The 13,295-nt window shown below is 72.8% G+C and carries 14 protein-coding genes and 1 riboswitch; of the genes, 7 read left to right on the top strand and 7 right to left on the bottom strand.

The window, feature by feature from the left end; genetic code table 11:
- Positions 1 to 80: 80 nt before the first annotated feature.
- The 3 genes from OG589_RS15125 to OG589_RS15115 all read left to right on the top strand — a co-directional run bounded on the left by OG589_RS15125 (position 81) and on the right by OG589_RS15115 (position 4,961).
- Positions 81 to 704: a MerR family transcriptional regulator gene (locus OG589_RS15125; RefSeq protein ID WP_405149583.1), complete on the top strand. Its 624-nt coding sequence runs from the start codon at positions 81 to 83 to the stop codon at positions 702 to 704.
- Between the two features lie 168 nt (positions 705 to 872).
- A riboswitch (glycine riboswitch) is annotated at positions 873 to 998 on the top strand.
- 171 nt (positions 999 to 1,169) lie between these two features.
- Complete coding sequence (gene gcvP, locus OG589_RS15120; protein ID WP_405149581.1) at positions 1,170 to 4,028, top strand: aminomethyl-transferring glycine dehydrogenase; 2,859 nt, start codon at positions 1,170 to 1,172, stop codon at positions 4,026 to 4,028.
- A gap of 105 nt (positions 4,029 to 4,133) precedes the next feature.
- The gene (locus tag OG589_RS15115) at positions 4,134 to 4,961 is read left to right on the top strand and encodes a tetratricopeptide repeat protein (protein ID WP_405149580.1); all 828 of its coding nucleotides are present in this window, start codon (positions 4,134 to 4,136) and stop codon (positions 4,959 to 4,961) included.
- Here OG589_RS15115 and OG589_RS15110 read toward each other — a convergent pair.
- Positions 4,958 to 5,104 (bottom strand): hypothetical protein, encoded by a 147-nt coding sequence (locus tag OG589_RS15110; RefSeq protein WP_405149579.1) that lies wholly within the window; start codon positions 5,102 to 5,104, stop codon positions 4,958 to 4,960. The genes OG589_RS15115 and OG589_RS15110 overlap by 4 nt on opposite strands.
- A gap of 43 nt (positions 5,105 to 5,147) precedes the next feature.
- The gene (locus OG589_RS15105) at positions 5,148 to 5,540 is read right to left on the bottom strand and encodes a hypothetical protein (RefSeq protein ID WP_405149577.1); all 393 of its coding nucleotides are present in this window, start codon (positions 5,538 to 5,540) and stop codon (positions 5,148 to 5,150) included.
- Positions 5,541 to 5,620: 80 nt separating this feature from the next.
- Here OG589_RS15105 and OG589_RS15100 point away from each other — a divergent pair, with 80 nt between their 5' ends.
- Positions 5,621 to 6,214: an alpha/beta family hydrolase gene (locus OG589_RS15100; protein WP_405149576.1), complete on the top strand. Its 594-nt coding sequence runs from the start codon at positions 5,621 to 5,623 to the stop codon at positions 6,212 to 6,214.
- A 2-nt stretch (positions 6,215 to 6,216) separates the two neighbouring features.
- Here the strand turns inward: OG589_RS15100 and OG589_RS15095 are convergent, their stop codons facing one another.
- Both OG589_RS15095 and OG589_RS15090 read right to left on the bottom strand, forming a co-directional pair.
- Positions 6,217 to 6,417, bottom strand: coding sequence for a DUF5999 family protein (locus OG589_RS15095; protein ID WP_358523442.1), 201 nt, complete (start codon positions 6,415 to 6,417; stop codon positions 6,217 to 6,219).
- Positions 6,418 to 6,741: 324 nt separating this feature from the next.
- Entirely contained in the window at positions 6,742 to 7,347 is a 606-nt protein-coding gene (locus tag OG589_RS15090; RefSeq protein WP_405149574.1) for a TetR/AcrR family transcriptional regulator C-terminal domain-containing protein, read from the bottom strand.
- A gap of 139 nt (positions 7,348 to 7,486) precedes the next feature.
- On the opposite strand from OG589_RS15090, the gene OG589_RS15085 reads away from it, so the two are divergent.
- Positions 7,487 to 7,885: a hypothetical protein gene (locus OG589_RS15085; RefSeq protein ID WP_405149573.1), complete on the top strand. Its 399-nt coding sequence runs from the start codon at positions 7,487 to 7,489 to the stop codon at positions 7,883 to 7,885.
- 62 nt (positions 7,886 to 7,947) lie between these two features.
- On the opposite strand, the gene OG589_RS15080 is transcribed toward OG589_RS15085, so the two are convergent.
- From OG589_RS15080 to OG589_RS15070, 3 genes are all read right to left on the bottom strand, one after another.
- Entirely contained in the window at positions 7,948 to 9,381 is a 1,434-nt protein-coding gene (locus OG589_RS15080; RefSeq protein WP_405149571.1) for an RNA polymerase sigma factor, read from the bottom strand.
- A gap of 281 nt (positions 9,382 to 9,662) precedes the next feature.
- Positions 9,663 to 10,016 (bottom strand): hypothetical protein, encoded by a 354-nt coding sequence (locus OG589_RS15075; protein WP_405149569.1) that lies wholly within the window; start codon positions 10,014 to 10,016, stop codon positions 9,663 to 9,665.
- Between the two features lie 78 nt (positions 10,017 to 10,094).
- Complete coding sequence (locus tag OG589_RS15070) at positions 10,095 to 11,228, bottom strand: AMP-binding protein (protein WP_405152047.1); 1,134 nt, start codon at positions 11,226 to 11,228, stop codon at positions 10,095 to 10,097.
- 138 nt (positions 11,229 to 11,366) lie between these two features.
- Between OG589_RS15070 and OG589_RS15065 the strand changes: the two genes are divergently transcribed.
- Complete coding sequence (locus OG589_RS15065) at positions 11,367 to 11,564, top strand: hypothetical protein (RefSeq protein ID WP_405149568.1); 198 nt, start codon at positions 11,367 to 11,369, stop codon at positions 11,562 to 11,564.
- A gap of 47 nt (positions 11,565 to 11,611) precedes the next feature.
- On the top strand, positions 11,612 to 13,264 hold the full coding sequence (gene menD, locus OG589_RS15060; RefSeq protein ID WP_405149566.1) for a 2-succinyl-5-enolpyruvyl-6-hydroxy-3-cyclohexene-1-carboxylic-acid synthase: 1,653 nt from the start codon (positions 11,612 to 11,614) through the stop codon (positions 13,262 to 13,264).
- Positions 13,265 to 13,295: the final 31 nt, after the last annotated feature.

Here is a 13,295-nt window from a genome sequence, read left to right as displayed (position 1 = left end):
TACGGTGCAAGGGAAACCACGGTTGTAATTCACGAACCCCCAGATCAGACCGTGGGATGAGAGAAAGCCGGAGGTCCGCAGTGGCGGTCAGCAGCGGCGAGGGAAAGACGGCCGGCCAGCATGATCCGGCCCAGCGCCAGTCGGCGCGGGAGCGCGCGGGTGAGCAGGGCCTGTTGTTCGACGAGCGGCCTGCGTCGCTGCCCGCCGACGTGGGATACCGCGGCCCGACGGCGTGCTCGGCGGCCGGCATCACCTACCGCCAGCTCGACTACTGGGCGCGAACCCAGCTGGTCGAGCCGTCGGTACGGGCGGCGCAGGGCTCGGGGTCGCAACGGCTCTACAGCTTCCGCGACATCCTCGTTCTCAAGGTGGTCAAGCGCCTGCTCGACACCGGGGTGTCGCTCCAGCAGATACGCACGGCGGTGCAGCATCTGCGGGAGCGCGGGGTCAACGACCTCGCGCAGATCACCCTGATGAGCGACGGCGTGAGCGTCTACGAGTGCACCTCGGCCGACGAGGTGATCGATCTGCTGGAAGGCGGCCAGGGCGTGTTCGGCATCGCCTTGGGCGGGGTCTGGCGCGAGGTCGAGGGATCCCTGGCGGAGCTGCCGGGGGAACGCGCGGAGCCGGCCGACCGGGACTCCACGGAGGAGCACCCGGGTGACGAGCTGGCTCGGCGCAGGAAGGCCCGCAAGACCGGGTGACCCAGGTCACCTGCTGCGGCGCGGGGTGGTGGCCCGCGTGAGCGGAGATCCCGTGGGGACGGGGCTGGATCTTCGCAAACCCGCAGGTCAGGGGTAAAGTCCGGCAAACCCGGGCGATAGGGGTAGCCCCTAACTCGGGGTGGGACGGTACGATTGGCGCAAGGCTTACGACCCTGTGCGGGAGAGTCCCTGGCACGGGCCGGTTCCGCGCTCCACGCGGTGCCGGTGCGTGACCCGGGCGCCGAAGGAGCAACCTCCCCGGAATCTCTCAGGCCCACGTACCGCACGGGTGAGGCGACTCTGGAAAGTAGACGTGCCCGCCAGGCGTGTCTCACCGACGGTGCAAATCCGCATTTATGCGGATGAAGCTCTCAGGTCGCGATGAGGATGTCGCGATGACAGAGGGGGAGACCCGGCATACGCGCGCGCTCCAGCGCCGGTCTCCACCACCCTCAGGAGGGCCTCATGACCGATCGGTCACCGCTTCGCGACCTGTCCGCACCGCCCTTCGCCACCCGGCACATCGGCCCGGCGGACGCCGACCAGGCGCGCATGCTGGAGGCCGTGGGCTACGAGTCCGTCGCCGACCTCATCGCCCTGGCCGTCCCCGGGGCGATCCGCGCGGAGGGTCCGCTCGACCTGCCCGAGGCGGCGAGCGAGACCGAGGCCATCGCCGAGCTGCGGGCGCTCGCCTCCCGCAACCAGGTGCTGACCTCGATGATCGGGCTCGGCTACCACGACACGATCACCCCGGCGGTCATCCGGCGCAACCTGCTGGAGAACCCCGGCTGGTACACCGCCTACACGCCCTACCAGCCCGAGATCTCGCAGGGACGCCTCGAGGCCCTCCTGAACTTCCAGACCGTGATCAGCGACCTGGCCGGGCTGGACGTCGCCGGCGCCTCGCTGCTCGACGAGGCCACGGCCGCTGCGGAGGCCATGACGCTGGCCCGCCGCGCCGGCCGCGCGAAGTCCCCGGTGTTCGTCGTGGACGCCGACGCGCTCCCGCAGACCAAGGCCGTGCTGGCCACCCGCGCGGAGCCGCTCGGCATCGAGCTGGTCGAGGCCGACCTCGGCCGGGGCCTGCCCGACGGCGAGCTGTTCGGCGTGCTCGTCCAGTACCCGGGCGCCAGCGGAGAGGTCAAGGACTTCCGCGCCGTCGCCGACCAGGCCCACGCCCGCGGCGCCCTGGTGGTCGCCGCCGCCGACCTCCTCGCGCTGACCCTGATGGAGGCCCCCGGCTCCATGGGCGCCGACATCGCCGTCGGCTCCTCCCAGCGCTTCGGCGTCCCCTTCGGGTTCGGCGGCCCGCACGCCGCCTACATGGCGGTGCGCGAGGGGCTCCAGCGGCAGATGCCCGGGCGCCTGGTCGGGGTCTCGCAGGACGCCGACGGCCGCCCGGCGTACCGGCTCGCCCTGCAGACCCGCGAGCAGCACATCCGCCGCGAGAAGGCCACCAGCAACATCTGCACGGCGCAGGTGCTGCTCGCCGTGATCGCCGGCATGTACGCCGTCTACCACGGCCCCGAGGGGCTCAGGCGCATCGCCCAGCGCACCCACCGGCACGCCGCAGTGCTCGCGGCCGGTCTGCGCGGCGCGGGCGTCGAGGTCGTGCACGACGACTTCTTCGACACCGTGCTCGCCCGCGTCCCCGGCAGGGCCGCCGAGATCGTCGCGGCGGCCAGGGACAGGGGGGTCAACCTCCGCCTGGCCGACGCCGACCACGTGGGCGTCTCCTGCGACGAGAAGACCACCGCCGCCGACCTGCGGGCGGTCTGGGAGGCGTTCGGCCTCACCGGCATCGTGCTGGACGACCTGGACACCGCCACCTCCGACGCGCTGCCCGCCGGGCTGCTGCGCACCACGGACTTCCTCACCCACCCGGTGTTCCACTCCCACCGCTCCGAGACCGCGATGCTCCGCTACCTGCGCAAGCTTCAGGACAAGGACATCGCGCTCGACCGGTCGATGATCCCGCTGGGCTCCTGCACGATGAAGCTCAACGCCACGACCGAGATGGAGCCGATCAGCTGGCCCGAGCTCGCCGACATCCACCCCTACGCCCCCGCCGACCAGGTGGAGGGCTACGTGCGCCTCATCAAGGACCTGGAGGGCTGGCTGGCCGAGGTCACCGGGTACGACGCCGTCTCGCTGCAGCCCAACGCGGGCTCCCAGGGCGAGTTCGCCGGCCTGCTCGCGATCCGCGCCTACCACCGGGCCAACGGCGACACCGAGCGCGACGTCTGCCTCATCCCGTCGTCGGCCCACGGCACCAACGCCGCCAGCGCCGTCATGGCGGGCATGCGGGTCGTCGTGGTCGCCTGCGACGACGAGGGCAACGTCGACGTCCCCGACCTCAACGCCAAGATCGACAAGCACCGCGACCGGCTGGCGGCGATCATGGTGACCTACCCCTCCACGCACGGCGTGTTCGAGGAGACGATCACCGAGGTCTGCGAGCGGGTCCACCAGGCCGGCGGCCAGGTCTACGTCGACGGCGCCAACCTCAACGCCCTGGTCGGGCTGGCCAAGCCCGGGTCGTTCGGCGCGGACGTCTCCCACCTGAACCTCCACAAGACGTTCTGCATCCCGCACGGCGGCGGCGGTCCGGGCGTCGGCCCGGTGGCGGTCCGCTCCCACCTCGCCCCCTACCTGCCCGGCCACCCGCTGGAGGACGGCCCGGTGGGCCCGGTCTCGGCCGCCCCCTTCGGGTCGGCCGGCATCCTGCCGATCTCGTGGGCCTACGTCAGGATGATGGGTGCCGACGGGCTCAAGGCGGCCACCGAGCAGGCGATCCTGTCGGCCAACTACCTCGCGCGGCGGCTCGCCCCGCACTACCCGGTGCTCTACACCGGCCGTGAGGGCCTGGTGGCGCACGAGTGCATCGTCGACCTGCGCCAGATCACCAAGGAGACCGGCGTCACCGTCGACGACGTCGCCAAGCGGCTGGTCGACTACGGCTTCCACGCGCCCACCATGTCGTTCCCCGTGGCGGGCACCCTGATGATCGAGCCGACCGAGAGCGAGGACCTCGCCGAGCTCGACCGGTTCTGCGACGCCATGATCGCGATCAGGGAGGAGATCGCCAAGGTCGCCTCCGGGGCCTACGACCGGGCCGACAACCCGCTGCGCAACGCCCCGCACACGGCCGACAGCGTGGTGGCCGACGACTGGGCCCACCCCTACACCCGCACCGAGGCGGCCTACCCCGTGCCGGCCCTCCGCGAGGCGAAGTACTGGTCGCCGGTGCGCCGCATCGACCAGGCGTACGGCGACCGCAACCTCGTGTGCTCCTGCCCCCCGCTGGAGGCATACGAAGACTAGGCGACCAGCCTCGGGCGCCCGTCCGCATCGGCATAATATGTCGCGCGCGACGGCGCGCCCGCGTCGCGAGGCCCGGGGAACCCCCTATCCGGAGAAGAGGTCCCGATGGCGGCGCACGAGGTGCAGTCCGGCCGGCGTATCGACGACGCGCGGCGGCTGGCCGAGAGCGGTGAGCTCGACGCGGCGGCCGAGATCTTCGCCGAGCTGGCCGCCGACGAGCAGGAGGCCGACCGCGCCCAGGCGGCCGTCGGACTCGCCGTCGTGCTGGAGCAGCGCGGCGACGTGGCCGGGGCCAGGGCCGCGGCGCGCACGGCCCTTGCCACCGGCCATCCGGAGTACGCCGCCCAGGCGGCCTGCCACCTGGCACGCGGGTTCGAGAGGGACGACATGGCCGACCAGGCGCGTGCCGCCTGGCAGGCCGTGATCGGCGTGGGCACCCCGGCCTACCTGCCCGCGGCGCACATGGCGCTGGCGCGCATCGCCGTGCGCCAGGGGGACGATCGGGAGGCCGAGGCGTCGCTGCGCGCCGCGCTCGCCACCCGCGACCCCGCCACCGGCTCCCTGGCCGCCCAGCGGCTCGCCGAGTACCTCCTCGCCGAGGGGGAGCCGGGGGAGGCCGCCGACGTGCTGATCGAGGCGCTCGACGTGCCGGGCGTCGCCGACTCCGGCCGGCTGCGCGTGCTGCTCGGCATCGCCCACCTCGACATGGCCTGCGGGGAGTTCGCCGCCGCGGCCGAGGGCGGCGAGGACACCGACAGCGCGGCGCTCGCCATCGAGCTCCTCGCCCGCACCCTCCCGCTGCGCGGGCGCGACGCGGACGCCGAGACGGTGTGGACGTACGGCCTGGAGCACCCCGACGAGGGGGTGGCCGAGCAGGTGCGCCTGCGCCTGCACCGCGACGAGGAGCCCGCCGAGGGCGAGGAAGGCGACTAGGCGGGAGCGGGGGAGACGGGCCGCAGCGACAGGAAGGTGCCGGTCGGCAGCATCCTGGCCATCGCGGCGGCCAGGGCCTCCGGCGTCATGCAGGTTCCGGCACCGCTGGAGTACGAGCGTGCCACCAGCGTCGACCACGCCATCGGGCTGCTTGAGCGGCTGCGGGCTCAGCGGGGGGAGGGGGCCTCAGCGGCGGCGGCGGCCGAACGCCGCGGCGACGTTGACCAGGATGATGCCGGTCCAGGCGAGGAACAGCCCGGCGGGGCCCGCCTGCGTGGCCGCGATCGCCGTCAGCGGGACGCCGATGCCGAGCGACCCGAGGGCGATGGGGATCGTGCCGTCCCCCTGCTTGTGCTGCTTGGCCTGGCCCGGAGGGGCGCCGGGAGCGTAGCCCTGCGGGCCGGGATGGCCCTGGTAGCCGTTCTGGGCCGCGACCTCGGCCCGCACCCGCGCGTCGATCGTGGAGTCGATCTTCTCCAGGAAGGACTCGATCAGCGCGTGCTCGTAGTCGGGGCCGAGGTCACGACGGGCCTCGACCGTGGCGCGAAGCTCGTCGCGGGGGAGTGAGTTGTCGGGCACCCTCCTAATCTGGCACAGACACGCCGCCTGGGCATCCCCCCGGAGAAGGAGAGAGGTCGTCCGCGGGTACCGTGTCGGCCATGCGCATCGTGACGCCCGCCGGCCCGGCGATCGTGGAGGTCGACGAGGTGCCCCGCCCGAGGTTCCTGTTCGTGCTCACGCACGGGTCGGCCGGGGGGGTCGAGGCGCCCGACCTGCTGGCGGTGCGCGACGCGGTGTCCGCGATCGGAGGCACGGTCGCGCGGGTGCTGCAGCCCTTCAGGGTCGCGGGCGCCCGGGCGCCGGGGTCGCCGGCCAGGCAGGACGAGGCGTGGACCACGCTGGTTGGCGCGGTGCGCGAGCGGTTTCCCGGCCTCGCCCTCGTGCAGGGCGGGCGGAGCAACGGGGCGCGGGTGGCCTGCCGCACGGCCCGCGCGGCCGGAGCCGAGGCGGTCGTCGCGCTGGCCTTCCCCCTGCACCCGCCGGGTAGGCCCGAGCGCTCGCGAGCGGGTGAGCTGCGCGAGGCGGGCGTCGACGTGCTGGCGGTCAGCGGTGACCGCGACCGTTTCGGCGTGCCGGAAGAGGCGGATACGACACGCCTGATCGTGCTCGCCGGTGAGGGACACGACCTCAGCAAAAACCCCGCCCAGGTGGGCGAGGTCGTGGCGAACTGGCTCTGCCCCCGGTTCTGCTGATCTCAGGCGGCGCTGATGGCGAGGTCGGTGGGGCGGTGCGGGGCGATGACCGCGCCGTCGGGCAGGAGCTCCCCGGTGTCCTCGAAAAGCACGATGCCGTTGCACAGCAGGCTCCACCCCTGCTCGGGGTGTGCCGCTATCGTGCGGGCGGCTTCGCGGTCCGGCGCGGTGGTGCTCGGACAGGACGGCTCATGCGGGCACATCGGCGTGCCTCCGGTTTTCTCTCTCGATCTGGTGCTCGGCCGGGGGAATCCGCGCCGGTGTCTGTCTCCGGACGGTTACCCCCACCCCCGTTGGACGGGGACGAGCGCTGTGTGGTTGACGTGTGCGGTGCCGCACACCTACAGAGTAAGTGTGCTGCGGGTCACACGCGGGCGACATAGCCCGTTGGGACGGTTTCGAACCTTCGAATAGGGGGTCCGGGGGGGTCCATCGGGCTGGTTCGGCGCTGTGACCTGCGACACAAGCGTGCCCCACCGAAGATAACGGTCCAAGCACGACTCGCCGCCGAACCGATAAACGAAGGGTTACGTCTGCGCGATGCCCCTGAGCAGGGCGTCCAGGCCGCGCTCGAACGCGGCCACCGCCTCCTCGTCCGACTCCGGCCGGGAGGCCTGGCCGGGCGGGGCGCCGGGCTCCTCGCCGTCGCCGGCCGGGCCGATCGCCCAGCCCGACCGCTGGATCTCCACGGCGACGCTTCCCATCACGTACGCCCGCAGGGTGCGCACCGCCCGCGCCGAGTCGCCGAGGCCCGAGGCGGCCAGCTGCTCGGCCTGCTCCCGGATCGCCATGAGCGCGGTGCCCTGCGGCGGCTTGGTGAGCGCGAGCGCGAGCACACCTGGGTGTTCCAGCAGCGCGGCCCGTGCCGCGCGGGCCCAGGCGCGGGCGATGTCCTGCCAGCCGGCGGGGCCGGAGTCCGGGACGGTGACCGTGGTGACGTGCTCGGCGAGCGCGTCCATCAGGGCCTCCTTGCCCCGGGGCAGGTGGTGGTAGATCGCCATCGCCTCCACCTGCAGGGAGTCGCCGAGCCGCCGCATCGTCAGCCGCCGCAGGCCCTGGCCGTCGGCGATGTGGAGGGCGGCGTCGATGATGCGCTCGCGGGACAGGGGGACGGGAGGTCGCTTCGCTGGCATACGAGGCATGATCCGCATGATGGCTTACTTTGTAAAGGGCGCCACGCCGTACCGGCGCCCGACCTGTCTCGCGGGCCGCGTACGCTATGGCAAGCAACCCACGCCGGATCACCGGCGATGTGCCGAGAAAGGGCGAGCGATGGCGTTTTTCCGTCCCGGTGTGAGCCGGGAGGCGGAGGTCAGGCACCACGCCGACCAGGAGGTCGGGAAGAGCTTCGGCGAGCTGCTGGAGAAGGCCCGCGGGGCGGAGCACGAGCTTCGCCGCACGCAGGCCTCCCGGGCCGGCGCCGCGGAGCTGCGGGCGGCGGGGCTGGCCTTCGACCGCGCGCTGACCGACGCCCTGCGGGCGGCGGAGGCGGCTCAGCGGGCGGCCTTCGGAGTCAAGGCGTACGACGACCGCATCAGGCGGCGCAAGGGCGTCGCCACCCCCGAGGGTGCCAGGTGGACCGCCGAGGTCAACAAGCTGCGCACGCTGCGCGAGGAGAACCGGCTGACGGGCATCGCCAGGGTGCCGCGCCCCTTCGCGCCCGCGCGCTGACCCTCCGCGCCGGGGAGAGTGAAACGGCTTCCGCCCGGGAGGGCGGAAGCCGTTCGTGACCCTCAGCTGGCCCAGTCGAGCAGCGGGCGGGTGTTGCTCGGGTGCCGCAGCTTGGAGAGCGACTCCTTCTCCAGCTGGCGGATCCGCTCGCGGGTCAGCCCGAGGTGCTTGCCGATCTCGTCGAGCGTGTGCGGCTTGCCGTCGATCAGCCCGAAGCGCAGTGCCATGATCTTGGCCTCGCGCGGGGTCAGGTTGCCCAGCACGCCCCGCAGCTCCGCGCCGAGCAGCTGCCGGTCGACGACCTCCGAGGCCTCGGGGGCGTCGACGTCCTCGATCAGGTCGCCGATGGTCGTCTCGCCGTCCTCGCCGATGGTGGCGTTGAGGCTGATCGGCTGGCGGCTGGTGCGCAGCAGCTCCTCGATCTGGTCGGGCGTCTTGTCGAGCTCCACCGCCAGCTCCTCAGGGGTGGGCTCGCGGCCGAACCGCTGGTGCATGTCGCGCTCGATGCGCGAGAGCTTCGACAGCAGCTCCAGCACGTGCACGGGAAGCCGGATCGTACGGGCCGAGTCGGCGAAGCCCCGCTGGATCGCCTGCCGGATCCACCACATGGCGTACGTCGAGAACTTGTAGCCCTTGGAGTAGTCGAACTTCTCCACGGCGCGGATCAGCCCGAGGTTGCCCTCCTGGACCACGTCGAGCAGCGCCATGCCGCGGTCGGTGTACTTCTTCGCCACCGAGACGACCAGCCGGAGGTTGGCCTCCAGCATGTGGTCCTTGGCGCGCCTGCCGTCCTCGGCGATCCACTCGAGGTCGGCGCGCCGGGAGGCGCTCAGCGTCTCGGTCTCCAGCTTGTGCTCGGCGTACAGGCCGGCCTCGATGCGCTTGGCCAGCTCGACCTCCTCCGCCGCGGTCAGCAGGGTGCGCCGGCCGATCGACTTCAGGTAGGTGTGCACCGAGTCGCCCATGACCGAGGACTGGTCGTCCAGGTCGAACGTCTCGCTCTGGAGCTCGCTCTCGTCCGGCTCGTTCCAGCCGTCCCCGGGCTCGGCGGGGGCCTCGTCCTTGGCGGGCGACGCCTGCGGCACGGTGGCGGCGGGAGCCGCCTCGGCCGTCTTGCGCGTGGTCCGGCGGGCGGTGCGCCGGGGGCGGGTCTCGACGGTCCCCTCGGGGGATTCGGCGGTCTCCTCGGTGGTGATCGTGGTGCTTGTCATTGCGCTCTTCGCGGTAGTCTTCATCGTGGTGCTCTTACGGGTCTTTCTCGCCGGGCTACCGGTCCCCAAGGGGGGCTCGTTCTCCGCGGCCAGGCTCACGCCGGCCTCGCTGAGATCGCGCAGGATCGAGCGGCCCTTGGCGGGGCTGATCCGCGCCGTCGAGAACGCCTCGCGAAGCTCCGCGAGGGAAAGGTGACCTTGCGCTCGCCCACGGTCGAGGACCTGAGCGAGATTCGTCGGGGTCGCCTCGCGCTCAGTCGAGGTCGCCACGGCAGTTCGGGGCATGAGCACACCTCCTCCGTCACGGAGTCGTCTTTTAGGTCGCTGGGATGGCGCGGCGTCCGGCGATCGGCGCACCAGTATCAATAACGTCAGACGCCGTGGTTTGTTCCCGCCGGGCGCGTGGCCGTCGCTGATCGCCTCCTGATCGTCGCACTCGTCGTCGCTGGTAGTTCCCCCCTCTGCCCGAGATCGGGGACTCGACACGGGATCGGGGAAACCGGGGCCCGGCACGAGGAGAGGCGGGCCGCCTCCCGGCGACCCGCCTCCTCCACGAGCCCGCGCCGTTACTTCGGCTTCTTCTCGGGGGTGATGACCGGGATCGGGAGCGGCTCGGCGCTCTCCATGCGCTTTTCGGTCCAGAACTCCGCGACCTTCTTCGGGTCGGGGTTGACGTCGTCGTTGGTGACGACGAACTCCTCAGACGACCTGGTCGGCTCGGCGTTCTGGGGGACATCGGGGCCGGGGATCTGGCCCGGCGCCTCGCCCGGGCCGTAGGGCGCGGAGCCTTCGCTCTCCTGGCTGACCTTGGCGGTCTTGTCGACCCCTCCCGAGGCGGCGGCCGCCGCGACGGAGATACCCCCGGCGAGGACCACGCCCACCACTCCGGCGGAGATCCACATCTTGCGGGTTGGGTTCATCAAGGCGTCCTTCCTAGATCCGGCTGCCTGTAAGACGCGCCGGACGCGACTTCCGGTTCCCTTGACGGGACATTGTGGTCAAGAAGCATCCCTTATGCCAACAAAGCCGGAAATTTCACGGCGTACGGCCACAAGATCGTGCTTGCCGTTCGGCAGCAGCGGGAGCCGGGTCCGCAGCGCCAGCGCGCGCGGGGCGGCGTGGCCCGGCAACCGGCCCTTCACCAGGGCGCGCAGCTCGTCGAGGGCCGGGGGAGCGGCCGGGTCGGCGGCGACGACCACCGCGACGACCTCCTCGCCCCACTCCGGATCGGGCCGGCCGACGACCACCGCCTCGCGGACACCGGGATGGCCCGCCAGGATTTCGGCCACCACTCCGGCCACGACCTTCTCGCCCCCGGTGTTGATCACATCGTCCGCGCGGCCCAGCACCCGCAGCCGTCCCTCGCCGAGCACGCCGACATCGGAGGTGAGGTACCAGCCGCCGTCCAGGGCCGCCTCGGTGAGATCGGGACGCAGCCGGTAACCGGAGAACAGCACCGGCCCCGCCAGGCGGACCCGCCCGTCCGCCCCGACCTTCACCTCCACCCCGTCCAGCGGGACGCCGTCGTAGACGCACCCGCCGCACGTCTCGCTCATGCCGTACGTCGTGACGACCCGCGCCCCGCGCTCCCTGGCCTCGGCCAGCAGGCGGGGCGGCGCGGCGGCGCCGCCGAGCAGGATCGTACGGAACCGCGACAGATCGGCGCCGGCGTCGATCATGCGCCTGAGCTGGGTGGGGACCAGCGACACGTGCTCGGCGCCGCTGCCGGCCACCGCGCCGGGGGAGAAGCGCTCGTGGATCAGCGGCGCAGACCCGCTCAACAACGCCCGGACCAGCACCTGCAGGCCCGAGACGTGGGAGGGGGGCAGGCAGCACAGCCAGCGCTCGCCAGGCCGGGCCGAGAGCCGCCGGAGCGAGGCCGACGCCGACGCCCGCAGGGCGGAAGCCGCCAGCTCCACCCCCTTGGGAGTGCCCGTGGAGCCGCTGGTCGCGATGATCACGGCCGTGTCGCCGGTCGCCGGGACCCCGCCAGGCCGTGGCCGAGTGCCCTCGGCGGTCACCACGTGGGTCGGGCGCAGCTCCTCCAGCGTCGCCCGCAGGACCGGATCGGGCAGATCGGGCGCGAGGGGAAGCACCGCGGGACCGTCGCCGGAAAGCGCCTCGCGAACCATGCCGAACAGGGCGGGACCGGGAGGTAGAACCACCGCGTGCACAGGACGCTCACTCACGGTCGTAAGGTTAGTCCCGTCGACAGGCGCCCCCGGCCTGTGGCCTCGACCGGGCGACGCGCAGGTGAGTGAGGAGTGAGTGTGACCGTGAGCACTCTCGACTGGAAGCGGTCGGGTGACTACGAGACCGCCGACGGCATGGTGAAGATCACGATCAACCGCCCCGGGCGGCGCGGCGGCTCCCGCCCCACCACGCATTCGCGCGACGCCCGTGACAGTGCTCTCACGGTCGAGGCCTTCGAAGAGCTGCGCCTCCCCGGCCTCTCCCGCCGCCCCTAGATGAAGCCTCTTCACGTTCAGACCAGCGCGCGCGCCCGGGAGGGCAGGTGAACCCCGCCACCGCGCTCTCCGGCGTGCTCGTGGACGAGTTGGTGCGCTGCGGCCTCACCGACGTGGTGCTGGCCCCCGGCTCGCGCTCGGCCCCGCTGGCCATCGCCGTCCACGGCGACTCGCGGCTCCGCCTGCACGTGCGGGTCGACGAGCGCTCGGCGTCCTTCCTCGCGCTCGGCCTCGCACGCAGGTCCGAGCGCCCGGTCGCGCTGGTGTGCACCTCCGGCACCGCCGCCGCCAACTTCCACCCCGCGGTGATCGAGGCCCACGAGTCCGGCGTGCCGCTGCTGGTCCTGACCGCCGACCGGCCGCCCGAGCTGCGCGCCACAGGGGCCAGCCAGACCATCGACCAGATCAAGCTGTACGGCTCGTCGGTCCGCTGGTTCGCCGAGGTCGGCACGCCCGAGGAGCGTCCCGGCCAGGTCGCCTACTGGCGCTCGCTCGCCGCCCGCGCCTACCAGCGTGCCCTCGGCCCCGGCGACCCCGGCCCCGTCCACCTGAACCTCGCCTTCCGCGAGCCGCTCATCCCCGACGGCGACACCTCCTGGTGCGAGTCCCTCGACGGGGACGCCGGCGGCCCCTGGGTGCGGGCCCGGGTGGCCCCGCCCTCGGCCGGCCTGCACGTCGCCCCCACCCGGCGCGGTGTGCTGGTCGTCGGCGACGGCGCGGTCAACGTGCGGCGGTACGTCGCCGCCGCCGGCATGGCGGGCTGGCCGGTTCTCTCCGAGCCCACCGGCGGCGCCAGGTACGGCGACCACGCCGTCTCGGCGTACCACTTCCTGCTCGGCACCCCCGAGTTCGCCGACGCCCACCGCCCCGACGTCGTGGTCACCCTGGGCCGTCCGAGCCTCTCCCGGCCGCTGCTGTCGTGGCTCAAGCGGGCCGGCGAGCACATCGTCGTCACCCCCGACCTGTCCCGCTGGCCCGACCCCACCCGGTCGGCCACCCAGGTCGCCGAGGCCGTCGAGATCGCCGTCGCGGCAGGGGACGACACCTGGCTGCGGTCCTGGCGCGCGGCCGACTCCGCGGCGCGCGAGGCCGTCGACGCCGTCCTGGACGACTCGGGCATGAGCGAGCCGCGCCTGGCCAGGGACCTCACCGAGGTCCTGCCCAACAACACCCTGTTGTTCTGCGGCTCCTCCATGCCCATCAGGGACCTCGACCAGGCCATGCGGCCACGGCGCGGCCTGCGCCTGCTCGCCAACCGGGGCGCCTCCGGCATCGACGGGCTGGTGTCCACCGCCATCGGCGCCGCGCTCGCCCACAACGGTCCCTCCTACGCCCTGCTCGGCGACCTGACCCTGCTGCACGACCAGAACGGGCTCATACTCGGCCCGCGCGAGCCCAGGCCCGACCTGTGCCTGGTCGTGATCAACAACGACGGCGGCGGCATCTTCTCCCTGCTCCCGCAGGCCGGGCTGCCCGAGTCCTTCGAGCGGGTCTTCGGCACCCCGCACGGGGTGGACCTTTCGTACGTCGCCGCCGCCACGGGCACTCCGCACACCCTGCTGTCCTCGATCGACGACCTGCCCAAGGCGATCAGGGGCGAGGGTGTGCGCATCGTGGAGGCCCGCACCGACCGCGAGGAGAACGCCCGCGTGCACGTGGCCATGCGTGAAGCCGCCCAGGAAGCGGTCCGCTCTCTCTAGAGGCATCCCGGCTTGCGTAAACCGAAGGCCA

This window comes from Sphaerisporangium sp. NBC_01403 (assembly GCF_045040145.1).
GTDB lineage: Bacteria > Actinomycetota > Actinomycetes > Streptosporangiales > Streptosporangiaceae > Sphaerisporangium > Sphaerisporangium viridialbum.
The sequence above is the reverse complement of the archived record's forward strand: the minus strand, read 5'-3'. Positions and strand labels throughout refer to the sequence as shown.

Coding starts and splice junctions, on each gene's coding strand:
- OG589_RS15070 (WP_405152047.1), bottom strand. CDS start 11,228: ATGGTTCGCGAGGCGCTTTCCGGCGACGGTCCCGCGGTGCTTCCCCTC.
- gcvP (WP_405149581.1), top strand. CDS start 1,170: ATGACCGATCGGTCACCGCTTCGCGACCTGTCCGCACCGCCCTTCGCC.
- OG589_RS15090 (WP_405149574.1), bottom strand. CDS start 7,347: ATGCCAGCGAAGCGACCTCCCGTCCCCCTGTCCCGCGAGCGCATCATC.
- OG589_RS15080 (WP_405149571.1), bottom strand. CDS start 9,381: ATGCCCCGAACTGCCGTGGCGACCTCGACTGAGCGCGAGGCGACCCCG.
- OG589_RS15075 (WP_405149569.1), bottom strand. CDS start 10,016: ATGAACCCAACCCGCAAGATGTGGATCTCCGCCGGAGTGGTGGGCGTG.
- OG589_RS15095 (WP_358523442.1), bottom strand. CDS start 6,417: ATGTGCCCGCATGAGCCGTCCTGTCCGAGCACCACCGCGCCGGACCGC.
- OG589_RS15110 (WP_405149579.1), bottom strand. CDS start 5,104: ATGGCGTGGTCGACGCTGGTGGCACGCTCGTACTCCAGCGGTGCCGGA.
- OG589_RS15100 (WP_405149576.1), top strand. CDS start 5,621: ATGCGCATCGTGACGCCCGCCGGCCCGGCGATCGTGGAGGTCGACGAG.
- OG589_RS15085 (WP_405149573.1), top strand. CDS start 7,487: ATGGCGTTTTTCCGTCCCGGTGTGAGCCGGGAGGCGGAGGTCAGGCAC.
- OG589_RS15115 (WP_405149580.1), top strand. CDS start 4,134: ATGGCGGCGCACGAGGTGCAGTCCGGCCGGCGTATCGACGACGCGCGG.